General features: G+C 65.7%; 22 protein-coding genes. 13 read left to right on the forward strand and 9 right to left on the reverse strand.

Going from position 1 to position 25245, the window contains the following annotated elements:
* Positions 1–463 precede the first annotated feature (463 nt).
* The 5 genes from AB0M67_RS12640 to AB0M67_RS12660 form a co-directional block, all read right to left on the reverse strand.
* Positions 464–640: a hypothetical protein gene (locus AB0M67_RS12640; protein ID WP_365745331.1), complete on the reverse strand. Its 177-nt coding sequence runs from the start codon at positions 638–640 to the stop codon at positions 464–466.
* 15 nt (positions 641–655) lie between these two features.
* Positions 656–1795: a phage major capsid protein gene (locus AB0M67_RS12645; protein WP_365745332.1), complete on the reverse strand. Its 1140-nt coding sequence runs from the start codon at positions 1793–1795 to the stop codon at positions 656–658.
* Between the two features lie 138 nt (positions 1796–1933).
* Positions 1934–2425 (reverse strand): hypothetical protein, encoded by a 492-nt coding sequence (locus AB0M67_RS12650; RefSeq protein ID WP_365745333.1) that lies wholly within the window; start codon positions 2423–2425, stop codon positions 1934–1936.
* Between the two features lie 97 nt (positions 2426–2522).
* The gene (locus AB0M67_RS12655; RefSeq protein ID WP_365745334.1) at positions 2523–2933 is read right to left on the reverse strand and encodes a hypothetical protein; all 411 of its coding nucleotides are present in this window, start codon (positions 2931–2933) and stop codon (positions 2523–2525) included.
* A 652-nt stretch (positions 2934–3585) separates the two neighbouring features.
* Positions 3586–5172, reverse strand: coding sequence for a recombinase family protein (locus tag AB0M67_RS12660; RefSeq protein ID WP_365745335.1), 1587 nt, complete (start codon positions 5170–5172; stop codon positions 3586–3588).
* Positions 5173–5253: 81 nt separating this feature from the next.
* On the opposite strand from AB0M67_RS12660, the gene AB0M67_RS12665 reads away from it, so the two are divergent.
* Positions 5254–5955, forward strand: a complete 702-nt coding sequence (locus AB0M67_RS12665; RefSeq protein WP_365745336.1) for an XRE family transcriptional regulator — start codon at positions 5254–5256, stop codon at positions 5953–5955.
* Here the strand turns inward: AB0M67_RS12665 and AB0M67_RS12670 are convergent.
* Both AB0M67_RS12670 and AB0M67_RS12675 read right to left on the reverse strand, forming a co-directional pair.
* Complete coding sequence (locus tag AB0M67_RS12670; protein ID WP_365745539.1) at positions 5922–7361, reverse strand: MFS transporter; 1440 nt, start codon at positions 7359–7361, stop codon at positions 5922–5924. The two genes, AB0M67_RS12665 and AB0M67_RS12670, sit on opposite strands and share 34 nt — an antisense overlap.
* Positions 7362–7451: 90 nt before the next feature.
* Positions 7452–8558 carry a helix-turn-helix transcriptional regulator gene (locus AB0M67_RS12675; RefSeq protein WP_365745337.1) on the reverse strand — a complete coding sequence of 369 codons (1107 nt, stop codon included), beginning with the start codon at positions 8556–8558 and terminating at the stop codon, positions 7452–7454.
* 1465 nt (positions 8559–10023) lie between these two features.
* Between AB0M67_RS12675 and AB0M67_RS12680 the strand changes: the two genes are divergently transcribed.
* From AB0M67_RS12680 to AB0M67_RS12705, 6 genes are all read left to right on the forward strand, one after another.
* Positions 10024–10386, forward strand: a complete 363-nt coding sequence (locus AB0M67_RS12680; RefSeq protein WP_365745338.1) for a hypothetical protein — start codon at positions 10024–10026, stop codon at positions 10384–10386.
* Between the two features lie 1597 nt (positions 10387–11983).
* Positions 11984–12190: a hypothetical protein gene (locus AB0M67_RS12685; RefSeq protein WP_365745339.1), complete on the forward strand. Its 207-nt coding sequence runs from the start codon at positions 11984–11986 to the stop codon at positions 12188–12190.
* Positions 12187–12396: a hypothetical protein gene (locus tag AB0M67_RS12690; protein WP_365745340.1), complete on the forward strand. Its 210-nt coding sequence runs from the start codon at positions 12187–12189 to the stop codon at positions 12394–12396. Before AB0M67_RS12685 ends, AB0M67_RS12690 begins: the two co-directional genes overlap by 4 nt.
* Complete coding sequence (locus tag AB0M67_RS12695) at positions 12396–13730, forward strand: FtsK/SpoIIIE domain-containing protein (protein WP_365745540.1); 1335 nt, start codon at positions 12396–12398, stop codon at positions 13728–13730. Before AB0M67_RS12690 ends, AB0M67_RS12695 begins: the two co-directional genes overlap by 1 nt.
* A gap of 17 nt (positions 13731–13747) precedes the next feature.
* The gene (locus AB0M67_RS12700) at positions 13748–13939 is read left to right on the forward strand and encodes a hypothetical protein (RefSeq protein WP_365745341.1); all 192 of its coding nucleotides are present in this window, start codon (positions 13748–13750) and stop codon (positions 13937–13939) included.
* A gap of 307 nt (positions 13940–14246) precedes the next feature.
* Positions 14247–15590, forward strand: a complete 1344-nt coding sequence (locus tag AB0M67_RS12705; RefSeq protein ID WP_365745342.1) for a replication initiator — start codon at positions 14247–14249, stop codon at positions 15588–15590.
* Between the two features lie 490 nt (positions 15591–16080).
* Here AB0M67_RS12705 and AB0M67_RS12710 read toward each other — a convergent pair whose 3' ends face one another.
* Positions 16081–17706: a recombinase family protein gene (locus AB0M67_RS12710; protein WP_365745343.1), complete on the reverse strand. Its 1626-nt coding sequence runs from the start codon at positions 17704–17706 to the stop codon at positions 16081–16083.
* 163 nt (positions 17707–17869) lie between these two features.
* Between AB0M67_RS12710 and dusB the strand changes: the two genes are divergently transcribed.
* Positions 17870–19033, forward strand: a complete 1164-nt coding sequence (gene dusB / locus AB0M67_RS12715) for a tRNA dihydrouridine synthase DusB (protein WP_365745344.1) — start codon at positions 17870–17872, stop codon at positions 19031–19033.
* Between the two features lie 51 nt (positions 19034–19084).
* Here the strand turns inward: dusB and AB0M67_RS12720 are convergent, their stop codons facing one another.
* A complete protein-coding gene (locus AB0M67_RS12720; RefSeq protein WP_365745345.1) occupies positions 19085–19867 on the reverse strand; it encodes a GntR family transcriptional regulator in 783 nt (260 codons plus the stop codon).
* A gap of 269 nt (positions 19868–20136) precedes the next feature.
* Between AB0M67_RS12720 and AB0M67_RS12725 the strand changes: the two genes are divergently transcribed.
* Genes AB0M67_RS12725 through AB0M67_RS12745 form a run of 5 tightly spaced genes read left to right on the forward strand, consistent with a single transcriptional unit; the run spans position 20137 to position 24976 of the window.
* Positions 20137–21300 (forward strand): extracellular solute-binding protein, encoded by a 1164-nt coding sequence (locus tag AB0M67_RS12725; RefSeq protein WP_365745346.1) that lies wholly within the window; start codon positions 20137–20139, stop codon positions 21298–21300.
* On the forward strand, positions 21300–22196 hold the full coding sequence (locus AB0M67_RS12730; RefSeq protein ID WP_365745347.1) for an ABC transporter permease subunit: 897 nt from the start codon (positions 21300–21302) through the stop codon (positions 22194–22196). Before AB0M67_RS12725 ends, AB0M67_RS12730 begins: the two co-directional genes overlap by 1 nt.
* Positions 22184–23140, forward strand: a complete 957-nt coding sequence (locus tag AB0M67_RS12735) for an ABC transporter permease subunit (RefSeq protein ID WP_365745348.1) — start codon at positions 22184–22186, stop codon at positions 23138–23140. Before AB0M67_RS12730 ends, AB0M67_RS12735 begins: the two co-directional genes overlap by 13 nt.
* A 7-nt stretch (positions 23141–23147) precedes the next feature.
* Positions 23148–24275 carry an ABC transporter ATP-binding protein gene (locus AB0M67_RS12740; protein ID WP_365745349.1) on the forward strand — a complete coding sequence of 376 codons (1128 nt, stop codon included), beginning with the start codon at positions 23148–23150 and terminating at the stop codon, positions 24273–24275.
* Complete coding sequence (locus tag AB0M67_RS12745) at positions 24272–24976, forward strand: HAD family phosphatase (RefSeq protein WP_365745350.1); 705 nt, start codon at positions 24272–24274, stop codon at positions 24974–24976. Before AB0M67_RS12740 ends, AB0M67_RS12745 begins: the two co-directional genes overlap by 4 nt.
* Positions 24977–25245 lie beyond the last annotated feature (269 nt).

A 25245-nucleotide genomic window follows, 5' to 3' on the forward strand; every position in this document is an offset into this window, starting at 1 on the left:
TGCCCTTCGGGAAATTTGAGAACGCGTCGCATTCATGCGTCTGCGTCGCTTGGAGTGCATCGCTTGCATTCGATGATCAAGCAATCCGAGCGCTCATCCCGCCGCGCATCTGTGAGCAAGCGCTCCTTGAGTCGGTAGCCGATTCGCTGGCAGGTGCGGCAGCGCACGGGAACGTGTGGCCTGTCGTCTCCGCTGGGCACTGCCCGACCATCGGGGCGAATCCACGCCGGGCGCATCCACGACGGCCAGGCGCTCAACTCCTCAGCCGTGCCCGGAATCTCACGCACCTTAAACGCAATCAGCGTCCGACCGTCGCTGAGTTTTTGGGCAGCCACCCTCTTGCGCGCCCACCCCTTCTCGACAAGGTACCCCCCTATGTCATCGGGGCACTGAATGCACATACCCACCCCCAGGGGTACACGGTCAATGCGCACCCCTGAGAGCAGTTCAACGAACAAGGGAATCAGGCCACTTCGGCAAGCTCAGCGGAGAGAAGCCACTCAGCCTCACTCTGCGGAACGTCGTACGTCTCGCCGTTCTGAAGCACCTGAGAAGGAACGCCGTCGGTGGTCGGGCCGTAGCTCATGTAACCGGTCATGCGAAGGGTCACGGTCGGCTCATCGGTGTTGAAGTAAGACATGGTGGAGAACTCCTCTTAGGCGGTAACGGTGATCTTTACGACAGCGGACGCGTTGGGAACGGCGATAGCGGCACGAGCGATAGCGCGCACGGCGGTTCCGTCCTTCAGGAAGCCGAACTGATCGGAGATCTGAAATCCTGCATCCTTGCGCCATACGGCAAAGATCTGGTCCGCCTCATAGGCGAGAACATCCGTGCCCGGCATGAACGAAGAGATCCACACGGGAACCCCCAGGATCGCACGCTGAATGCCAGCGGTAGGCGAACCAGCCGACTCGCTCAGAAGCGGCTTCAGCGAACCGGAGGTTTCCCGCAGCGCCATAAGGCCCGCCCATGTGGTCGGGTGCATCACCACGGCCGTGGCCTTCGAGTTGACCGCTTCGAGCTTCCCGAATGCGGCAACAAACGCGTCAAGGTCTTTGAAACCACCCTTGGCTTCAAGGGTCTGTATTCCTGGCGTGTTCGCGACACCCACGAACCCCTTGTTGGCTCCCGTTCCGATCAGCGCCTCACGGTCGAACCCGAGCGAGACCGACCGCATAAGCGACTTGGCCACCGGGTCCATGAACGCCGAACCCCCGTCCTCCACAAGCTCGTTCGCCAATATGTCAGCGGCGGCTATTTTCTTCGGCGTCACCTTCAGCGGCTCAGCCCCGAACCCACCGGTCGGCAGGTCGTCAAGCTCCCCCACGAAACCGGCCGTGAAATCGGAGCGGATCACGGGGAACGAGTAGGTCTCGGCATTCGTCGTGACCCGGTTCACGCCAGACGCCATGACTACCGACTGAGGGGCCAGAAGGTCAACGAACTTCCTTGCCGCCTCTTCGGGACTAAACGCCTTACTCGTTCCCGGCGTGGTGATGCCCCGGGAGATCTCTACAGAGCGGGCCAGAAGCTCACCCGGAATGACAGCCATGCGCTCTTCCTTCGGTTCGTGCTTGCGGGTGGTGCCCATGAGCTGGAGTGGGGACGTGGCGCGCATCGCGTTCTCTTCGGCGGCAGCCGCCTCAAGGTGCCGCTTCACCGCTCCGTCAGCCTTGGCGATGCCGTCAAGGAGTTCGCTTTCCGTCCTGCGCTCAGCGGCAGACAGCGAACGCGTCGCCGGGTCAAGGTCCAACTTCTTGAGAAGGTCTGTGTATTCGTCGCGCTTCACCATGTGGGCGCGTGCCTGTTCTGCGTGAGACAACGTGCTTCCTTCCTCCGGGAACAAGAAAGCCGACCATCCCTGAATGGGGTCGCCGGCTGCGGGTTAGCGGGGAATTTTGAACGTCCCCTCACTTGTATTAGTAAAGGTCTACGCGGCATCACAAGAAGCACGGTTCTTCGCCGCCCACTCACGCTTACGCTGACGGTTCCGCTCCGCCTTGCATTCGTCGGAACACATCAGCGGCCAACGGCGCTTCTGTCCCTCCGGGCGCTTCTCCTCATAGGTCGCGCCGCACACCCGGCACTCACCCGTGAACACCTTCACACCGCCCACCACACGGATAGTTCCGCCCTTCGTCACCCAGGACATAGGACGGGCCTCACGGCGGCGGATGATCTGACGAGAGCGAAGCACGTCATTACGCAGCGCGGGCGGGAACTCCCACAAGGGGCGGAACGGGTCAGCTATCAGGCGGTATCCGCCACGGGCGAACCCAGCGCGCACATCCACGGCCCCGCTCTCACCCTGCATGTAGCGGGCGGTATCCCACTCCATCCAAGCCCGCCGAACGTCCGGGGCAACGTGCTCCGTCAGTTCGTCGGGAGTGTCGATAAGCCCGTCAATCTCGTTCTCAGTCACGCCAGTTGGGTTGCAGTACACGGGTCTCCTCCAGTCTTCAGGCATGAAAAATCCCCGGATCGGTGAAGCCGGGGCAGTGACTCGCGTGAGTCGGTGATCAGGCGATCTTGCGCTTGCGGTAGTCGGCGGTCTTGCAGCGATTCGAACAGAAGCGGCGCGGGCGACCACGCCCCGACCACCCGGCAGGCTCACCGCAGTGCGCGCAAACGGCTTCCTCGCGTTCCACGGCGGCAATCAATTCCGCCTCTTCCAAGTCGTCTTGCGCGTCTTGGCAGTCGCGTTCGGCTTCGCTCTCGTAGTCGCAGAACTTCTTGAGCGGGTAGGTTGCCAAGAACGAGTCACCGCACAGCGGGCACGGCTTCAGGGCAAGCCGACGCCGTGGCCTTCTGCTCTCCCGGAATCCGGCTTGTCGGCAAGCGGCGGAACAGTAGCGCTCTTGCCGTCCGGTCAGCGGTTCCCCGCAGTGCTGGCATTCATCGGTATGGTTGTCGCTGTCGTAGTAGCCCACGTGGGCAGACCTCCATGTGATGTAAGCCGGAGACACGAAACAGATGACGTAGTAACGGCTCTAGCTTTTGCTTGTGAGTTCTTAGGGGATAGATGGATTACTGTTATGCGTCATAGAAATAAGTAACAAGCCAACTAAGATCCCCCTCTCTCCCGCTGACGGGCAGTCCGGTAGGCGGCGCGATCTCGGCAGCGCTTCGAGCAATACCGGGCCGGTCGCCCTATGCCGCTGTACTCGACGCTGAGCCCGCATTCCGGGCCCGCGCACAGCTCTCCCGCCCGCAGTGCCTCAGCGCCCCGGAGAGCCCCCGCTATGAGCGCGTGCAGGGCCGCAGTCCGTTCGTCGGTGCCGCGCACTTGATCCCATGCGGCTACCTCCGCTTCTCGGAGCATGGTGAGCAGTGCGGCGAATCTCGGCGTATCCATGAGGTCCCTTCGTTGAAATCCGGCGTAAGTCGAGAAAGGGAACGGCGAATCACGGAGAAACCCCGGAACGATCCGGTGGTGTTCTGCCGTGATTCGCCGTTCTCGAAGAGCGTGTAGCGAGTCGATGGCCTGTCCTTGCCGTCTCTGGAGCGCAAGGGTTTCCCGCCACGACGAAGCCCCGCCCCTCCGCCATGGAGGAACGGGGCCTTACGGGCCGCTGGACGGGCTTACGCGGCCGTCTCGTACTCGACTTCACCCGTGTGCGCCACGGGCTCCCAGTCGATGACCACGCGTCCGCCAGGGTGCCCGGCGGGGTGGACGGTGACCTTGCACCGGTGATTGGCGAGCATCGTTCGCCGCTGGTTCTCAGTGGCTTGGTCCCACGCTTCCCACAGCAGCGTGTTCGTGAGCGTCCATGTCTCGGTGACTTCCGGGGCGTGCTCCGCGCTCAGACGGGCGTGCGTGGCCTTGAGTTCCGACACCAGCGCGCGGAGGTCTGCCGCGTCGTCGGCATCCATCAGAAGAAGGTTCGCGTTCCCGCGCCGGATCTTGGCTTCCAGGTCGGCAAGCTCCCCGCTGTGATCGGTGCCGCCGGAGTAAGTGACTTCGTACAGCGGCGTGTTCCCGTGCTCCTTGCGGAAGTCTGCGAAGACCAGCGGTTCAACACGATCAGCCATGATCGAGCCGTGCCCACCGCTGCACTTGTAGAGCGGCTTCCTACGACTGGACTGCCCGCCGTTCATCTTCGCGCCGCACGCGCAGACCACCATGCCCGCAAGCCACGGGGCATCCATTCGTTCGGCCCGCTCCCCGGCCTCAAGCTCCTTGAGTCGGTCCCGGATGCGCTTGGCCGTCGCGGCGTCGATGACCTCAGGCCCGAACTGCACCGGGGTCACTCCGTCTGCTTCGGTGACAAGCTCCCCGTCGTGCTCGCGCCACCCGCGCAGCATCACGCCGCGAAGGAGCTTGCGCCACTGCGCACGAGCGATGGGCAGTGCCCGCGCGGTACCTGCCAGTGTCGCCCCCTTGCCGCCCTCAAGGAGCTTGGCTATCTGCTCACGCACGAGGGTGAACGCATCCAGGTCTTCGGCCAAGTACGCCTTGCCGTCCCGGCGTTCAACCTTGTACGGGAATGGAGCCTTACCGGAAATCCAGCGGCCCTGAGTGCGGCGCTCTTCGTGGGCGGCTTCGCTGCGGTCCGTGATGATGCCCAGTTCCCATTCCGCCACGGCCGCGATGATCGTTGCGATCAGCCGCCCGGTACCCGACTTGTCGGCGGAGTCCAACAGGCTGTCCGACGTGACCAGTCGGACACTGTTCTCGTCGGCCCAGTCCAAGAGCTTCTGAAACTCCCGGACGGAGCGCGCGAACCGGTCCAGCTTCCACGCGATGACCACGGCGGGACGGTCCGCCATGATCCGGACCATGCCCTTCTTCCGGGCCTCAAGAGCCGACCCGCCCGATACGCCGTCGTCCACGTAGGCGTTCGCCACGGCAGCGGCAATGGTCTCCTCATCGAAGCCCAGCGCCTCAGCCTTGAGACGGCAGGCGCGAAGCTGGACGTCCAGCGACGACGACTCATCAGACGAGCGGGACAGGCGGAGACTGAACGCAAGCTCAGCACGGACAGAGGCAGAGGTCTCACGGGTCACGCCGCTCTTGGAGCGGGAGGGCTTCCTAGTCACAACGGGCGGCACGTCCCCAGCACGAGACGTGAGCGCCCTGGCAGGGGCAAATGTCTTCACACCCTCCTTCAAGGGTGTCGGTTGCCTGGCATCGCTGACCAGCGCAGTTGCGGCGGTGTTCGGCTTCATGCGGACGCTAGAGCGCAAGGGTTTCTCCAGGGACCTGCCCCGGACAGTTCAGGCGGTGTGACGCCGGACATGTCCCAAGGGATGAACAGTTCCCTCGAACAGGCGCGGCCCATACAGGTCTCCGCGCAGGTCCTCGACGCGCTCGCCCGCGCCCTCCTCCTCGACCCCAGTGAGCGCGCGCATCTTTTCGCGCTGGCCGGGGCGCTCGATCCCGCGCCCGGGACGCCGTGCCCCACCATCACGCCCGCGATCCGGCGGATGCTGGAGCGGCTGGAGCCGTTCCCGTCGTGTGTGCAGAACAGCCGGTACGACATCCTCGCGTACAACCGCACGTACGGCGTGATGATGTGCGACCTGGACTCGGTGCCTCCGCAGGATCGCAACTGTCTCTGGCTCGCCTTCACCAACGAGGACTTCCGCGCCTCCCTCGGCAATCGCGAGGAGACGACCCGGATCATGGCGGCCAAGTTCCGCGCCTCCATGGCGGAGCACCTCGCGGAGCCTCCCTGGAAGACACTGCTCGGACGGTTGCGCGCGGCCTCGCCCGAGTTCCGTGAGATCTGGGAGCGGCACGAAGTGGTCACCCCGGTCGGGGACAGGACGAAGAGGTTCAACAACGCCGAGGTGGGACAGCTCAATCTGGAGCACACCAACCTCTGGCTCGGACCGTCCGCGGGGCCCCGGCTGGTCAGCTATGTCCCGGTGGACGAGGAGACCGGACTCCGGCTGGAGAAGCTTCAGGCGTCCGCTCAGATGTCCCCGTTGGAGCCCGTCCACTTCTGAGTGGCCTCGCGCATGGCGCCCTCGCCGCCGACCGCGGCGGGATCCAGGCGCCGCGCCGTACGGTATGCCGTCCCACGCGCCCAGGCGCCGCTGGTCAGCGCCCCCACCAGCAGGACACACAGCCCGCACGCCGTGATGATCCACCAGGCCGGGTGACTCGCCGACACGAACCCTGACGTGTACGAGGCGGAGCCCACGGCTCCCACCGTGCCGGCGGCCAGCACCGCGCCGATCACGGCCACGCCCAGCGTCTGGCCGATCTGCCGGCTGGTGGAGGCCACGGCGGCGGCGACGCCCGCCTGGGAGCGGGGCATACCGGAGACGGCGGTGTTGGTGATCGGCGCGTTGACCATGCCGAAGCCGAGGCCGAAGAGCACATAGCCGGTGAACATCAGCGTGGTCGTCCCCTCCGCTTCGAACACGGCGAACAGCACCCCGCTCGCCGTCATCGCCGCCCCCGCGACCAGCAGCGACAGACGCGGGCCCCGGCTGCCGACGAGCCGGCCCGAGAGCGGGGCGCAGAGGAAGGTCATGGCGGCCATCGGCAGGATGTACAGCCCGGCGTGGAGCGCGGACAGGCCGCGTACGTTCTGCAGATAGAGCGTGTTGAGGAAGAGGAAGCCGCCGAGCGCGGCGAAGGCGCAGATCGCGATGACCGTCGCGCCGCTGAACGGCGCGCTGCGGAAGAAGCGCAGATCGATCAGTGGTTCGGCGCGCCTCGGCTCGTACAGCAGCAGCCCGGCGAGCGAGAGGACGGCGACGGCGGCGAAGGACAGGATCAGCGGTGAGGTCAGGCCCGCCACGGGAGCCTCGATGATCGCGTAGGTGAGCGCGCCGAGTACGCCGATGACCAGCAGCTGTCCCACGGGGTCGGGGCGGCGCGGCTTCGGGGCGCGTGACTCGGGGACATACCGCCAGGTGAGGACGAACGCGGCGATCCCGATGGGGATATTGATCCAGAAGATCGACCGCCAGCCGACCGTGTCCACCAGCACTCCGCCGATCAGCGGGCCCGCCGCCATCGCGATACCCACGACGGCGCCCCAGGCGCCGATGGCGCGGGCGCGCTCACGCGGTTCGGTGAAGGTGTTGGTGATGATCGACATCGCCACCGGGTTGAGCATCGAGCCGCCGACCGCCTGGACCATGCGGAAGGCGACCAGCGCTTCGAGGCTCGGGGCGAGGGAGCAGAGCAGCGAGCCGAGTGTGAACAGTACGAGCCCGGCCTTGAAGACCCGGCGCCGGCCGATCCGGTCGGCGGTGGAGCCCGCGAGCATCAGCAGCGAGGCGAGGACGAGGGTGTAGGCGTCGATCGTCCACTGGAGCCCGGCGACCGTGGCATGCAATTCCTTCTGCATGGTGGGCAGGGCGACGTTGAGGATGGTGTTGTCGAGGCTGACGATCAGCCACTTTGCCTAAGTACAGTCTACCCAGCGGCGTGAGGGTGAACCCTCTCGCTAGACGTTTTCCCTGGTGGGTGGGGCTTCGAGCTGGGGCTAGTCGTGTGGGGTCGCGATCTCACGTGATAGATCAGCAACCCATGCGGGTCCGTCACGTTCGATCACTCGCACAGTCGCAGACAGGCGCGCCCTGCTTCGGGACGATGACACCGATTCCAACAGCGCCGGAAGTCGGTTCAGAGACGTCTCACATTCCCGCCACGCTCCAACTCGGGCATAGGCTGTCAACTCCGCTACGGAGTAATACAGCGCCCCTCGACCCTCCGGTGTGGATTCGCGTGCGCGACTCAAGTCGGGAATTGCTGCGGCGTAATCACCCAATGACATCAGGACTTCGCCACGGTGTCCGATGACTTCGGTTTCGTTCACCCACCATGTCCACGTAGGATCGCGGACGCTTATCGAATCTTGGAGATCGCTAAGCGCTCGGCCAATCTCGGTCAGGCTCCGGCTCCTGTCTCCAGCCTCGGCCAGGGCACGGGCTCGTCGTGTACGAGCGAGAAGTTCGACACGCTGAGGGAGCCGAGAGGCTGTCAGGATCTCATCAGCAATGCGAAGCGCCTCGCCAGATCGCCCACTCTGCACATCGAGCATTGCCAACAAGTCCAATGCAAACCATCGCATCGGCTTGTCCCCTGCTTGCTGCGCCAACAGTTGAGATTCCATGAATGCTCGCCGGGACTCTTCGTATCGGTGAGCATCAAAAAGAAGCCACCCTGCGACTTCAGCCATTTCTGATACCGCACTCACGTGCCCTTTGTCTGCTTGGGGAGTGAGATCCAGCTTTCGTTGTTCGGATCGCCAGACCTGAACTGCTGCTGAAGCTACATGGTCCCCGCCAAAACGCCTGTCGTGGTCCAGCAGATGACCAACCGTGGAACGAACATAGGGCGAACCGTCCGGCGCGGCGGCCGGTGCTGGTACGGCCGTAGGCCCATTCCGCTCCTTTGCCATACGGATCAGCTCTCCGTCCATGTCTAACAGAGCGTCAAGCGCTTGAACTAGCTGAGGTGATGGGACTTGTTGTCCGTTGAGGACGCGGGAGAGGTATGAGGGGTCGTAGCTAAGCTCCCGCGCTGCACCGCGCAGCGTGAGACCCCGTGCAACCAGGGCCTCTCGGACTCGAACACCGAAACCGTCCATGTCTGGTCCCAAGAACTGTTGACTGTTGACTGTCCATCTTAGTCAACGTCGGTCCACTGCCCAGCTGTTCAGCCTGCCAGTTAGCTGGGTGATTCGAGACCCCCGCAGCCGTCCGACCGGCCCGGGGGCGTGGCCAACGCTGACAAGGAGCCCAGCGTCGACATGACGAAAGATATCCGGCAACCCTCGGAGAGCGGTAGCGGGCCCGGCCATGCACCGTGTGTTGTGCCGAGAACACAACACAACACTGAAACACAACGCGACACACTGCATTTGGAAGAGCAGGCTGATGCCGCTTACAAGATGTTCCTTGCCCATGTAGAGAAATGCCCTGCGTGTAGGCATGGGGTGCTTTGCCACCGTGCGGCGGGACTGAAGCGTACGTTGCGTCGTGCTCGGGCGGTCGCAATGGAGGCAGAGGGAATTGCGAGTTGGAGCCCGGACGAGGGAGTTCGGTAGTGACCGGAACTTACGACTCGGCATCTGACGCCTTACCCGCTCCGGGCTGCGAGATTTGTTCTGCCTTGAGGGTGCAACGTGAGGCAGACCGTAAGGGCGACCCCGAAGCCCTGGTGTCCGCAGACGAATGCAACGAAGAAATGCGGAATCACCATGACGGCCGCACGGTCCCGCGCATGGCCGCTTTTGGATCGAACGGGAAAATCGGGGGGGACGTATGAGGTATCGCCATCTTCCGTATTGGGTCGAGCGCGTCACGTGGTGGTCCCTCGTCCTTGTCACATGGGTGGCCCTGGGGCTGCTTCTGGCGCACATCGTGAACTGAACGCCTGAATCCTGCTTCCGCCAGGAATCCTCATTCTTTGCCCGTGCGAGAGGATTCCTGGCGGCGGTGGGACCAGACCTAGCAAGCGCATGACAGGAGAGAGGGGCAGATGGAGTACCGCTGTCTGTACAAAGTTCGACTGAGCCCGAACATTGAGCGGCAGAGTGATCTTTTACGATGCGAGTTATCGGCGCAGCATGGAGGGGATCACGCCGTCTATCTCGGAGATGACGAAGCAAGAAATGCGAAACCGTATGAGTCGGTTTGGGCCTTCTGGGATCTTGCCCGCGAACTGAGGCGTGTTGAGTGGCAAGTTGACTGCGAGTGGGAAGACCCCGGCCGAGATCGCGTTTGCACCCTCTTTCGGGATCATCCAGGTCAGCACAGTTACGTGATCTTCGATCCGCAGCAGATAGCTGTTACTGCGATGGCCGATCAACTCTACCGGGACTACTTCGGCACACCCTGGCCTGTGTGGCCTTCGTAGTCGACTCCCCCCATCCGCCCTGGACGTGTGCCCATCCGTGGCGCATGGACAGGGCGTTTCTGTGAGAGTGCGACGCGAGTTTGCAAATTTGCTTGACGTTCACATCTGCAATGACGATGCTCATGCCTCGTTAGGACGAGATCGGCCGGACAAGTGGGCCGGATGTTCGTCGTCATGCGAGTGGAAGGCTGATCATGCACAAGATCCGTACCAAACTGGGTGTGGCCCTGGCGGCGGCCGTGGCTGTGCTGTTGGGAATTGTGGGGCTGACCGCCTCGGGTGCCGCTGCTGCTCCGGCCCCGGAGAGTGGCAGTGCCGTCAAGATCTCCGCCGGGTCGACCAAGTCTGTTGGGGTGAACGGGCTGCGGCTGCGGTCGAAGCCTGGCTATGGCGGGTGGGTCAAGGGCCTGCTGTATCGGGGGGATCGGGTCTTCATCCGGGAGACGTTCGCTCCGTCATACAACCCGAACTGGGTGGGCGTAGTACTGAAGGAACGAAGCGCGGGCGGGCTTCCCAAGCTGACGCGTGGCTACGTGCACAAGAGCTACCTGAGGTAGTGCCGTGTACCGGGAAGGCGCCCCCGGTGCTAGTGCTACTTCGTCCGTGCGGCCTCCTCCCTTCGGGGTGGGGGTCGCACTGCTGTGTTGTGACGACATGCGCGCAAGCCACGATGCGCGTGCACCGACGCGGAGCGACCACACGGCGCCCTGCCACTTCGCGGCAGCAGCCAGCCCCCCGTCCGCCCTCGGCGGGGGTGCGGTCGCCTCACGGCCTTCATCTGTGACGGCGGGGGTACGGCGAGGCTGTCTGCGCGTCTGGTAGGCGGCTACTCGGCCCGCCCTGTCCCCCTCTCCTCCCGTCGCTGCCTCGTCGGCGGCATTGGGCACATGGAGCAGGCGGCGGACGGCAGGCCACGTAAACCGCCTGGCTGACCCGCGTCTTTGGCCTGTCGGCGGGGTGCGGCCGGCACTTTTCCATGATGGACGTGCCCTGGTTAGAAGGGACCGGACTGAGCATCATGGCTGTGACGGGAGACGAGAGAGGCTGGTGGATCAATGCCAGAAAAGCGAAAGACGGTTGGGCGTTCCCTGCGGAGCAAGGGACGAGGCAAAGTGCGGGTGGAAGAGGACAGTCAGGGGCACCAGTGGGTGACCTGTTCTGGCTGTAGGGCTGAGATGTACGCGCCCGGTCCCGGCTCCGCCTCGCCTCGACAGCGCCAGCACGCGAAGGACTGCGGTCGCTGAGGTTGTGCCCATTGGGGCCCGTCTGGAGGCGCCTAGTCGTCTCTGGACGGCTCGGGGCGCTTCCGGGCTGACGGGCGGTGGGACGTTCGTCCGAGACCGGCCGCCAGGCCGCAGCTCGGACGAGGCGTCCCGTCCGCCCGGCGCGCCGCAGGCGCGCCCTTGAGTAAGTACAGAAAAGTTAGACCGTTTGGACCGGCCTTTGAGGCGGGCGTCCTCTGCGTGGCGCCGCCGCAGGCGAGTTGGGCCCGGTCCGCGCGGCTGGGGCTTGGGCTGGCGGGGAAGCTGACTCCCGACCTATCGCGGTGATCCACTCGCCCTGGTGCCAGGGCCACTGTCCCTTGTCAGGCGCGAGATGTCTCTCTCCTGGGCCTGGTCAGACGGCAACTCCGTGGCCGTGGTGCCGATTTCGAAGCTCGCGGCGACGGTTTTGGCTGAAACCTCTAGACACCCAGCCCCCTCTTGAGTAATGCTTTGCACTCGCAACTAGACAGTCGCGAATGCAAATCCGCGGCTGCGGGCCAAGAGAGTGGGGACCCTGTGCAAAGTATCCCTGTAGACGTAACTCGCCTGGGCACTCTGATGGTTGTGGTTCCTCCAGAGCCGCGCGTCGTGCCCGACACGGGCGAGATCCGTAAGGATCGCGAAGGCAATTCGATCTATGTCACCGGCGTATCCGTCAGGCAGACGGGCACTCGTCGCGCTGACGTGATCGAGGTGGCAACTCCAGGTGAGCCGTCTGGCCTGGCTGAGGGCATGCGTGTGCATGTCGCTGATCTGGTGGCGGTGGCCTGGGAGATCGACGGACGTAAGGGGACGTCCTTTCGGGCGTCGGGCATCGCGCCTGCGGCTCCGGCACAGACGCCGCCCGTTCCCGCGTCCCGAAGCAGAACAGCCGGGGCCGGTGACCCTCGTGCCTGACCCTGACCCTGACTGGGACTGGGATGCGCTCTTCGAAAGCATCACCAGTCTCGCCGTGCTGGTCCTTCTCATGGACAAGCGCCCGATGGGCAAGGAAATGCGGCGGCTGTCTCTGGAACGCATGCGGGCGGACACCAAGGAGGCGGCCGAAATCGCGGCCTTCCTCTACACGCGCGACAAGGAAGGAAGAGAGCCATGAGTTCACACGACGACATGGTGGCGGCACTCATGCGTGATCTACGGGTGCTTGGCGGCTGTGACGCGGTGCTGTCGGCGCTTGCTGGCGGTGCTGATGTTGATGCGATGTTGGCCCTGGTGCAGCGTCACGCTGTGTCGGCGGCCGAACGCGCCGAAAGAATTCTGACAGATCGTCAGTGTGCGCGGGCGGGTGATGGTCTGTGCTGATGTCGTGGGATTGGATCTTGTCTGGCGTCTGCGCGGTCGCTGCCTTCGTGCTGATGACTCAGTGGTGGTGGCAACCTCGACTTCCGGTCTGGGTTCAAAGGATGGCCAAAGGCGGCCCTTGGGCCTGGTACCTGCTCGGCTATCCGCTGACGGCGATTCGGATGCTGGCGACTTGGCGGCGTCTTTGTCAGACAGCCGACTTGTGCGTAGTCCGGCGTCCCCGCTACATGGTGATCGGTAAGGACTCCATGGTGCGGGGCGTGACGATCCGCCCTCTTCCGCCACGGCTGGGTCTCCCGCAGGTGACACCAACTGGCCTGAGCGTGCGGGTGCATCTGCATCCCGGGCAGACCCCGGCGGCGTTCGTCGCCAACAGCGAAGCTTTCGCCCATACGTGGCGTATGTGGTCGGTGCGGGTGATCTCCGTCAAGAAGGGAGAGGTTCTAGTGATCGCCACCGTGCGAAATCCTCTGGAGAACAGCGAGTCGTGGGGGAAGCTCTCCGCTCCCCGTCTGTTGGCGGCCGTGGTCGGCCGTGTGGAAGACGGCTCCCGGTGGGTGGTGGATTTCCGGCGTGCTCCTCACTGGTTGATCGCTGGGGCGACGCAGTCGGGCAAGTCCACACTGCTGTCGGCCCTGGTGACCGAACTGGGCGCTCAACCTGTGGCCTTGGTCGGTATCGACTGCAAGGGCGGTATGGAACTGAGCCTGTTTGAACGTCGGTTGTCCGCTCTGGCTACATCGCGTGCTGAAGCCCTATCCGTGCTGGATGCACTGGTGACCGAGATGGAAGAGCGCATGTCTCTTTGTCGGACGTCCGGTGTGCGCTCGATCTGGGAACTCAGCGATCACATACGGCCGGTGCCCATCGTCGTTGTTGTCGACGAAGTCGCAGAGCTGTACCTGTCGGGTGGCTCATTGAGCGGGCGCAAAGAAGCCCAAGAGTGCACGACGCTGCTTCTGCGGGTGGCACAGCTCGGCGCGGCCCTCGGCGTACACCTGGTAGTCGCTGCTCAAAGATTCGGCAGTGATCTAGGCCCGGGTGCAACAGCTCTTCGTGCTCAACTCGCAGGCAGGGTCTGTCACCGAGTCCATGACGAACGCACTGCGGAAATGACGCTCGGCGACCTGAGCCCGGACGCTGTCATCGTGGCTCAATCGATCACGGAGCGAGAAGCGGGCGTGGCGGTTACGACCGTCGGCGGTCAGTGGATGCGGGCGCGCTCGTCGCTGGTCACTCCGGATGAGGCACGTCATTGGGCTGAGCACAACGCGGGGCGGACCCCTGTACTCGCTAGCCTGCGCGCTGTGACATCAGGGGGTGGCGCAGCGTGACAACACTGGCTTGGGGTATGGCCGAAGCCTCCGCTCTCCCGCTGGCATTGGTCTTTGGGCTGGCCACGGTGCTCCTGATCCGGGCACGAGAGGTCGTGTGGTGGTCGGCGGGGTTGATCTTCCTGTTCGGCTTCTACGTGAGCCAGACAGCGGCCTTTTTCGTCGTCTACAACATGGTCGGCTGGCTGATCGGCCGCCTCCTCGGATAGGGGTGATCATGCCTCACGGCTACATCCGCTGCCCGGTGTGCCGACGCGTTCGGCTCCGCACCATCGGCGGCCACCTGAGGCGCTGTCGCTGCTGCCGAGACCGCCGCCGACGCAATCACTGAACCGGCCGTTACCGCATCTAAGGAGCAATCACCGTGCATTCCCTCCCTGTCTCATTCCTGGCAGTCCCCGTGACTGCCCCCTGTGGAAGGTCACCTCCCGTATGTCCGCCTCTACCGCTGAGGCGCGGCGCTCCGTCCTGGATGTGGCGGAGCGTGCGCGCCTTCTTTCTGCCACTGAACGGGACATGATCCGTCTGGCCAACGAACCAGGATTCGGGCGCTGGCGAGACCAGATCAGAGCGACCGGCGGGTGTGCTCACCCGGTCTACTTCTCTGGTGGGTCAACGACTCTGGATGCGGCCACTGGTGAGGTACTGCGCCACTACTCAACCGCTACTGAGCCTGGCGGACGTCTGGCCGTACGGTGCCGCAACCGGCGCGCTTCACGCTGTGCGCCGTGCTCCTGGCTCCACTCCGGGGACACCTTCCATCTGATGCGCGCGGGCCTGCTGGGCGGCAAAGGCGTCCCCTCGGCGGTGACGGCGCACCCCCGGCTGTTCGTCACCCTTACAGCTCCTTCCTTTGGCCCGGTACACCGCACCACTCCTGACGGCGGGCAGTGCCGCCCTCGCCGTGACGGCGGGCAGTGCGAGCATGACTGCCCTGTCGGCTGTGGCCTGGTCCATGCTCCGGATGATCCAGTAGTCGGCCAACCGCTCTGTCCCCGCTGCTATGACTACGCCTCCCACGTGCTCTGGCACGCCCATGCCGGAGAGCTGTGGAATCGGACTATGCGGTCAGTGCGGCGCCGCTTGGCTGCTGCGGCCGGCACTTCTCAGGCTCGCGTAAGCGATCATCTGAGACTGTCGTTTGCCAAGGTCACGGAGTTTCAGCGGCGCGGCGCCGTGCATTTCCACGCGGTGATCCGCCTTGACGGACCAGACGGCCCCGAGACGCCTCCGCCGGACTGGGCCACTGCCAGGCTCCTTGAAGACGCGGTGCGCTCCGTTGCGGCTTCGGTATCCGTCTCGATGCCCTACGTGTCCGGTCTCGGTGAGTACATCTTCCGGTGGGGAGAGCAGATCGACGTACACCCCATCCGCCGGGCCTTCGTGGACGGCGGTCCCATCAGTGATGAGGCCGTGGCCGCGTACGTGGCCAAGTACGTGTCCAAGGGAGTCGGTGATTCAGGCGGCACCGACTGTCGGATGACGACGTTCGAGGACATTGTCTTGGCTCGCGTCTCTGGACACGTCCGGGCGCTCATGGGCACAGCTTGGCGCCTGGGCGGCCTCATGGGGCTGGAACACCTGCGCCTGAGAACCTGGGCACACACGCTCGGCTACAGGGGTCATGTCCTGACCAAGAGCCACCGCTACTCCACCACTTACGGTGAACTGCGCGCGGCTCGTGTCGTCCACATCCGCCCCGAAGAAGAGTTGGGCCCGGCGACGGCCACGGAAGCGGCATGGCGCTACGTCGGCTCGGGGCACACCGTGGCTGAAGCAGAGATCGCGCGAGGGATCGCGGAGGACATCGCCACCTTGCGGGACATCCGGCACAGGATGTGGGCGGGGTTCGATGGCTGACCCTGTCGGCTGGTTCCACTTCGACCGACCGGCAGAGACCACGGCTGGTCTGCCGTGCTGGCGCGTCACGACCCCTCATCTCCATATTGCACGTGAGGTATCTCGCCTTATGGGCGGCGTTTGGTATGAACTGAAATCCGAAACTGATCGGTGGGAACTACTCACTGAAGCAACCCGCACATCGGTGACCGTGGAATCCGTTAGAGAAACACTGTCATTCACGCTGAATTCCCGTACAGACCTGGGGGTTTTTGCCCTGCGCATCAATGGATGGACTCTACGAGACGTCATGGGGGACATGGTAAATCGGATTTTGAAAATTGAAGGAAAGGTTCATGGCGAGCTGCATTTGGAATACGTTGACTTCGCTATGCGGAACGAAATTTATGTACGATACGCTCGCCCGATATTGAATCTCTCACCTGAGGCATAGGGTAAAGAAATAAAGAGCCCCGGGGTCAACCTCCGGGGCTCCTGTGCGGACTCTCCGCTAGGTCGCTTCCGCTACCTGTCGCTCATCTTCTTTTTCTTCCCCGTGTTCCTTTCCTGGTGTCGCATATGGATTCAGGGATGTGATTGTAATGCGTTGCCGTGAATCGCTCGGCCAAAGCGTGACGCGGACATCAAATTTTGCGAGCAGTTCGCGGCGGGCCGCATCGTCCCGAGCCGCATTCCATTCGTCCGCAACGGTTTTCCCTGTGGGCATCAATTGCATGCTGGGGGCGTGCTCCGGAAGTTTCTTCAGCTCCCGTATCTCATCACTCATTCGCCTATACTCGGCGCGATACCATTCGGTGTCAGCGTTGGAGTCGTAGACACCTGCGTTTCGGTCTTCTTTCAGCCTCCCCTGATTCTTCTCAAGTTCGCGAATCTGTTCGGCATATCCCGTTCCCGGAACAAAAACTTTGCGCATGACCTGAGCGTGGCCATGACGTGAGAGGAAGTATTCCCTGACCATTGAGTCCATTGTCGTTACCTGCATGGTCGGGGATACTGGGCATTCTTCGGCTGTGACGATCCCTTTAGATCGAGCCTTGCACGTGTGTACGGGTTTTTGGGGGTTCCCTCCAAGGTAGAGTCGAGTTCCGCAGTTTCCGCAGAATGCCAGCTCGCTGAGCATGTAGGTGCCTCGTGGTGCCCTCTTACTCCTGGGCTTCGGAGCCAACTTCGCAAGGAGAGCCAAGCGCGTCTCAGGGCTCCAGAGTGGCGGCGCGATTTGAATGGGGCGGCCGTCTTTTCCTATGACGGGCTTTCCGGCGTGCATAAGGTAACCGAGACTTGCTTCACTTGTCAGAATGTGAACGATGGCAACATCGGTCCATGGAGTTCCTTTGGGCTCCCTCCCGTATTGCACTCGGCGGCGGTCCATCGGGCTCAAAACTCCAGCACGAGTCAGCCGGGCCCCTTCGCTGGAAGGAGTGATCAGACCGGTCTCATCACTCAGAATTCGGGTTGCCAAATCTCGGGCATTCTCTACCGCCAAAACACCGGGGTCTTTTTCGAACTCTTCTTCATCCAGTGCAACATAATCAACGCCTCCATGAACGGAGCGTCGGACGTAGATGTATCCATAAGAAAGGGTTCCCCTTTTCCGTCCGTCTTTGCGCCAATTCTGGATGTCGTCACGGTTGCGCGTTCGTATATTTCGGTGCTCCATCTGCGCGCCCAAAGCCTTGAGCGTGAGTTCGTTTTCCTCGTTTGGATCATCCAGATTCCATAGACCGACATGATCGGCGGTGATTAGGACACGTCCGGCCTCGTGATTGCTGTAGGCGGTCTCTAGGATGTCCCGAACATTGCGGCCGATGCGATCTACCGCAGCACCCGCAATCCCGTCATAGGAACCTTGTTCGCCGCGCAGCCATGGCCCGAAGCCGGGGCGGGTCCTGGGGTCAGTGGAGCCTGAGACTTCCCAATCGTCGGCCCACGCGATGATGTGCCCGCCAACGGCCTCGACAGCAGCAATGATTTTGTCTCGCTGCTTGCTCGGGGAATGGGTGGCGTCCGACTTTCGGGAGAGCCGACGCACACCCACTAGACAAAGGCCACATCCGTCGTACGGGGTGGTCTCTGGAGTGTCGTACCTTCCGGCCGCATTCATCTTGGTGTCAATCATCCCGAAGCCACTTCCTTAGGTCGACTGCATTTAAGGAAAGTGGCCGATCAGCAGACTCATGCAGCAGATCGCCAGCACCAGCATCCGCCGTCGATGGCTCAGCTCGGGCATTCATTGATAGTACGACTAACTAATGACTCGTGTCGTGCGCGACAATGGGCGGATGACCGCTCCACTCGCCACGCTCGCCGCACCTCCGGCCGCCCCGCTGGCCATCGGCCCCCATACCGTCAGGCCGCCGGTGGTGCTCGCCCCCATGGCCGGGATCACCAACGCTCCGTTCCGGACGCTCTGCCGCGAATTCAGCGGTGGGGCGGGGCTGTTCGTCAGCGAGATGATCACCACCCGGGCGCTGGTGGAGCGCAATGAGAAGACCATGCAGCTCATTCACTTCGACGCGACCGAGACCCCGCGCTCGATCCAGCTGTACGGAGTGGACCCGGTCACCGTCGGCAAGGCGGTCCGCATGATCGTGGACGAGGATCTGGCCGACCACATCGACCTCAACTTCGGCTGCCCCGTCCCCAAGGTCACCCGCAGGGGCGGCGGCTCGGCTCTCCCGTACAAGCGGCCCCTGCTACGGGCGATCCTGCGCGAGGCCGTGTCCAACGCCGGGGATCTGCCGGTCACGATGAAGATGCGCAAGGGCATCGACGACGACCACCTCACCTATCTCGACGCGGGGCGGATCGCGGTCGAGGCCGGCGTCACCGCGATCGCGCTGCACGGCAGGACCGCCGCCCAGCACTACGGCGGCACCGCGGACTGGGACGCCATCGCGCGGCTCAAGGAGCATGTCCCGGAGATCCCCGTGCTCGGCAACGGCGACATCTGGTCGGCGGACGACGCGCTGCGGATGGTGCGCGAGACCGGCTGTGACGGTGTGGTCGTGGGGCGCGGCTGTCTGGGCCGGCCGTGGCTCTTCGGGGACCTGGTCGCCGCCTTCGAGGGGCGGGGTGGGACGGCGCGGCCCACGCTGCGCGAGGTCGCGGTCGTCATGCGGCGCCACGCCGAGCTGCTGGGGGAGTGGATCGGGGACGAGGCCCGCGGGGTGATCGACTTCCGTAAGCACGTGGCCTGGTACCTGAAGGGCTTCTCGGTCGGCTCTGAGCTGCGCAAGCGGTTGGCGATCACCTCGTCGCTCGCCGAGCTGGACGAGCTGATGGCCGGACTCGATCTGGACCAGCCGTGGCCGGACGGCGCGGACGGACCGCGCGGGCGTACCTCGGGGAACAACCGGGTCGTCCTGCCGGACGGCTGGCTGAAGGACCCGTACGACTGCGCGGGTATCGGCGCGGACGCGGAACTGGACACGTCGGGCGGCTGAGGCGAGCCCACTCGCGGGGTGTGCCCGGCGCTTCCGGGGCGTGCCGGGCCGTCAGTCGCCCGACGGGCTTCTGGCCACCTCGGGACCCGCCTGCCGCTCCAGCGGCGCCGCCGCCGCCGAGTTGCTGACGCTGAACGCCACGCTGCCCGCGCGATAGCGGTCGTCGGTCCACTCGATGGGCCGGCCCGCCGCCGTGTTCGTCAGATGGCGCTGCCGCAGCAGCGGGCTGGCCCGGCGGACCCGGAGCAGCCGGGCGTCCTCGCTGCCCGCCGCGACGGCGTCGATCAGGTGCTCGCCGTAGTGGGCGACGATGCCGGCGTCCTCCGCGATGCTGTTCATGATCGAGACGACATCGTCGGGCAACGCGCGTACGACCGGCGCGACCCAGTCCGTATAGGCCGTGCGCTCGACCATCACCGGCTCCCCGTCCAGCCGCCGCACGCGCACGACGTACAGCACCTCGCTCCCCGGCTCGACGCCCAGCCGGGACGCCTCCTCGGCGGTGGCCGGCCGGGTCGTACGGCTGAGGATCAGGCTGGACACCTCGCTGCCCATGGCCTGTGCCCACTGCGCGAAGCTGTTGAGCTGCTGGAAGCTGTGGCGGCGCTCCTGGCGCAGTACGACCCGGCGCGCGCCCTGCCGGGAGCCGATCAGCCCCTCCGAGGCGAGCAGCCCGACCGCCTGCCGTACCGTGCCGCGCGAGACCGACCAGTGGGCCGCCAGATCGCTCTCCGAGGGCAGCCGGGCGCCGACGGGATGTTCGCCGCTCAGAATCGACTGCCGCAGCGCCTCGGCGATCTCCAGATAGCGCGATCCGCTCGTGCCTGATGCCACGCCTGCCCCCTCGGATCAACCAACTGTGCACAGGTACGTCCAACCGTCGCGCACCTGACCTTCACTCTAACCGTACGTTTCCGTGGGTGTTTCCGTCCCCCTTCACTGGCATCGCCAGCCAGTTGTACGGGTTTGGTCTTCCTCGGTTCCTGTCGCCATGGTCATCGTCCGTTCATGTCCGCGATACCTGAGCCGGGCGAACTGATGCCATCTTGTCTGAACAAGTGACACCCCCCGACACCCTCACTTCTCGCTCCGGGAGACCCCGCGTGACCAGACTCCGTGTCCGCGCCAACGGCCGGCTCGCCGCCGCCGTGGCGCTCAGCACCGCCGCGCTCACCGCGCTCACCGCCTGTGGCGCGGCGCCCGACGACTCCGCGGACTCCGCCGCGGGCGCCAAGGCCGCGACCGCCGCCTCCGTCGCCGACTTCGGCGGGCTGGACGCCCTCGTCAAGGCCGCCGAGAAGGAGGGCACGCTCAATGTGATCGCCCTTCCGCCGGACTGGGCCAACTACGGCGAGGTCATCAAGGCGTTCGAGGCCAAGTACAAGATCAAGGTCAGCAGCGAGAACCCGGACGCCTCCAGCTCCGACGAGATCGCCGCCGTCAAGTCCCGCAAGGGCCAGAAGCGCGCGCCCGACGTCCTGGACCTCGGGATCGCCTTCGCCCGCAGCGGTGCCGCCGAGAACCTCTTCGCGCCGTACAAGGTCGAGGCGTGGGACAAGATCCCGGACACCCAGAAGGAGAAGGACGGCCGCTGGTTCAACGACTACGGCGGCTATGTCTCGATCGGCTGCGACGCGGCCCGGATCAAGGACTGCCCCCAGACCTTCGCCGATCTCCTCAAGCCCGAGTACAAGGGCAAGGTGGCGCTCAACGGCAACCCCACCAAGTCCGGTTCGGCCTTCGGCGGGGTGTACGCGGCGTCGCTCGCCAACAAGGGCTCCTTCGGCGACATCCAGCCCGGTATCGACTTCTTCGGCAAGCTGAAGAAGAACGGCAACTTCATCCCCGTCGAGTCCACCCCGGCCACGGTCGAGAAGGGTGAGACGCCCATCAGCATCGACTGGGACTACCTCAACGCCGGTTACGCCGACCAGTTCCGCGGCAAGGGCGTCGACTGGAAGGTCGCCATCCCGGCCGACGGCGTGTACGCGCAGTACTACTCGCAGGCCATCAACAAGGACGCGCCCCACCCGGCCGCCGCCCGGCTGTGGATGGAGTTCCTGTACGGCACCGAGGGCCAGAACCTGTGGCTGAAGGGGTACGCGCGCCCCGTGCTGCTGCCCTCGATGACCACCGACGGCACCGCCGACAAGACCTTCGTCGCCAAGCTCCCCAAGGTCGACGGCACCCCGAGCTTCCCCGAGTCCGCCGAACTGGACAAGGCCAACGCCACCCTCGCCGAGAACTGGGACAAGGCCGTCTCCTGATGCCCACCCCCTCCTCGTCCGCACCGGGCGCCGCCGACGGAACACGCCGTCGGCGGCGGGCGCCGCGCGCCTGGCTCGGTGCCCTCCCGCTGCTCGTCTTCGCCGCGCTGTGCTTCGGACTGCCGGTCGGCGCGCTGGTGTACGGGGCCGTCACCCGCGACGACCCGGTCACCGGCGCCACCGCCCTGACCGGAGAGCACCTTCAGCGTTCGCTCCAGGGCCCGTATCTGACCTCGCTGGCCGGCAGTGTCGAACTCTCCGCGCTCACCGCCGTGATCGCCACCCTGCTCGGTACCCTGATCGCCCAGGCGGTCGTCACCTCGCGCGGCGGCGCGCTGCGCGACGCCGTTCTCACCGCCTCCGGGGTGCTCGCCAACTTCGGCGGTATCCCGCTGGCGTTCGCGTTCGTCGCCACCCTCGGCATCTCCGGTGTGGTCACCCGGCTCGGCCATCTCGACAGCGCCGGCTGGAACCTGTACTCGTTCACCGGGCTCGTCGTCATCTACCTCTACTTCCTGGTGCCGTTGATGGTGCTGGTCAGCGTCCCGGCGCTGGACGGTCTGCGCCCGCAGTGGCGCGAGGCCGCGCAGAACGCCGGTGCCACCACCGGGCAGTTCTGGCGCCATGTCGGACTGCCGGTCCTCGCGCCCTCGCTGCTCGGCGGGTTCGTACTGCTCTTCGGCAGCGCCTTCGCCGCGCACGCCACCGCCGCCGCGCTCGTGGGCGGTTCGGTCCCGCTGGTGACGCTGAAGATCGCGGACGCGCTCTCCGGCAACGTCCTGGTCGGACAGGAGAACGTGGCGCTCGCGCTGAGCCTCGACATGATCGTGATCGCCGGTCTGGTCATGGCGGTCTATCTGCCCCTCCAGCGACGGAGCACCCGATGGCTGCACTGACACCGACCGCCGCCCCCGCCCCCGGCGGGACCCCGCGCCGGGCACGGGACGGCAAGGCCGTACGGGTACGGGCGCGCCGCCGCCCCCGCGTCTGGCGTGGCGCGGTGCTGGCGCTCGCCGGGCTCTACTTCCTCGTACCGCTGCTGTCCTCGTTCGTCTTCACGGTCCACACACCGGGACAGGGCGTCTCCTTCGCCGCGTACACCGGGATCCTCTCCGCCGAGGGCTTCACCCGGAGCCTGCTGCTCTCCCTCGGGCTGGCCGCCGCCACCATCGCGCTCGCGCTGCTGCTGGCCGTGCCGGCGCTGATCGCGGTACGGCTCGGCGCGCCCCGGCTGCGCCCGCTCGTCGAGATCGTCTGCATGCTGCCGCTGGTGGTGCCGCCGATCGCGCTGGTCACCGGCGTCACGACCGTGCTGCGCTGGGGACCGGACCATCTCTCCCGTACCCCGCTCTATCAGACCTTCCTGGCCGTGCAGAACGAGTCGTTCCCGGTCGTGCTGGTGCTCGCCTACACGGTGCTCGCGCTGCCGTTCGTCTACCGCTCGCTGGACGCCGGGCTGCGTGCCGTGGACGTACCGACCCTGGTGGAGGCCGCGCGCAACTGCGGGGCGAGCAGACCGTATGTGATCCTGCGGGTCATCCTGCCCAACCTCCGCTCCTCGCTGGCCGGTGCCTCCTTCCTCACCCTGGCGCTGGTGCTCGGGGAGTACACGATCGCCTCGCTGCTCGGCTTCCAGCCGTTCGCGGTGTGGGTCGTCTCCGTCTCCGGCGCGCAGGCGCGGATGTCGGTGGCCGTCTCGCTGCTCAGCCTGCTGATCACCTGGGCGCTGCTGCTGCTTCTGTCGCGTGCGGGGACCCGCGCCGCCTCGGCCACGCCGGCGCCGCCCGCCCCCTCGGCCTCTTCCGGCTCTCCCACCTCTCCCGCCTCCGGCAAGGAGTAGACCTCCCATGTCTCTCACCTCGACAGCAACCGAAGACCGTCCGGAGGAAGACCGTCCGGCGGCGGAGACCACGGGCGCGACCGGCGCCCTGGTCGAATTCCGCGGTCTGCGCCGGGCGTTCGGCCCGACCGTCGCCCTCGACGGGCTCGATCTGACGGCGCGGCCCGGTGAACTCCTCGCGCTGCTCGGCCCCTCGGGCTGTGGCAAGACCACGGCCCTGCGGGTCCTGGCCGGCTTCGAGCAGCCGGACTCGGGCGAGGTGCTGGTGGACGGCGAGGACATCACCCGCGTACCGGCCAACCGGCGCGACTCGGGCATGGTCTTCCAGTCGTACAGCCTCTTCCCGCATCTCAACGCCCGGGACAACGTGGCGTTCGGACTGCGGGTGCGCAAGGTGTCCGCCGCCGAGCGGCACGCCCGCGCGGCCGAACTCCTCGAACTGGTCGGCCTTCCCGAGCACGGCGACCGCTTCCCGCACCAGATGTCCGGCGGCCAGCAGCAGCGGGTCGCACTGGCCCGCGCGCTGGCGCTGCGCCCGCGCGTCCTGCTGCTGGACGAGCCTCTGTCGGCACTCGATGCCAAGGTCAGGCTGACGCTGCGCGAGGAGATCCGGCGGCTCCAGCTGTCGCTGGGCATCACCACCATCTTCGTCACCCACGACCAGGAGGAGGCGCTCTCCATGGCCGACCGGGTGGCGGTGCTCAACGCGGGCCGGCTGGAGCAGTGCGCGCCGCCCGCGGAGCTGTACGAGCGGCCCGCCACGGCGTTCGTCGCCGAGTTCGTCGGCACGATGAACCGGCTGACCGGCCGGCTCACGGACGGCCGGCAGGTCGAGGTGGCCGGTGTCACCCTGCCCGTGGACGGCGAACTCCCCGCGGCGGGCCGGGAGGTGGAGGTGCTGATCCGGCCCGAGAACATCACCGCCACCGCCGATCCGGCCGGTACGGCGACGGTCGTCTCCGCGTCCTTCTTCGGCTCGGTCACGCGCGTACTGCTCGATCTGCCGGGCGGCGGTTCCGTGAAGTCCGATGTGCCGTCCCGGGACGCGGGCGAACTGGTCCCGGGGGTACGCGCGAGGGTCGAGCCCGCGCGGCGCCCCGTCCTCGTGGTGCCGGCCCCGGGCAGCGGCGCGTGAGTACGGCGACGACGCCGGCGGCCGTGCTCTTCGACATGGACGGCACCCTCGTGGACACCGAGGTGCTGTGGTGGGAGACGGCCGACGAGATCGCCGGGAGCCTCGGCCACCGGCTCACCGGCGCGGACGCCCCCGAGGTGGTCGGCCGGGCGGTCGCCGACACCGCCGCTCATCTGGTGCGCGTCACGGGCGGCGGATGCGCCGACACGGTCGCGGCGGAGCTGACCGGGTCCTTCTTCCGGCGCGTGGAGGAGGGGGCACCGCTGCGTCCCGGCGCCCGGCGGCTGCTGGCCGAACTGGAGCGGGCCGAGGTGCCCTTCGCGCTGGTGAGCGCGTCGCCGCGGGCCGTCGTGGACTCGGTGGTCGCGGGTTCGCTGGCCGATGTGCCGTTCGCCTTCACGCTCTCCGCCGACGACACCGTACGGACCAAGCCGCACCCCGATCCCTACCGCGCGGCGGCCGAGCGGCTCGGCGTCGGGCCCGCCGCGTGTGTCGCCGTGGAGGACTCGCCGGACGGCAGCGCCTCGGCCCAGGCGGCGGGGTGCGCGGTGCTGGTGGTGCCCTCGCTGCTGCCGGTGGACCCCGCGGTGGGGCGGTACTTCGCCCGGAGTCTGGAGGATGTCGACCTGGCGGTGCTGCGCGGCTGCGGACCCGGGGGTACGGGGAGCCGTCCCGGGACACCGTCCGGGGACATCGGATAGGCCATTCGAGGGCGTGATTCTCGCCACGTTTGATGTGGGCAAGGCTCAGATGAGCGGATCTTGAGCGAGTGCAGAAGGGGAAGGGTGGCACGCAGTGCCACCCTTTCTGTGTTCATCACTTGAACTCAGACGGCGATGTCATCACTCATATGAGCGCATCCGGTCATGTCCGGGTCATGGCCGCTTCGAGGCGTGAAGGAGGCGGCTGAGAGCCATCACGCCAAGGTCACTTTCGATCTGCTGGCGGACGGGTGGTTAAGGCCGTATGA

It is taken from the genome of Streptomyces sp. NPDC051662 (genome assembly GCF_040681655.1).
GTDB lineage: Bacteria > Actinomycetota > Actinomycetes > Streptomycetales > Streptomycetaceae > Streptomyces.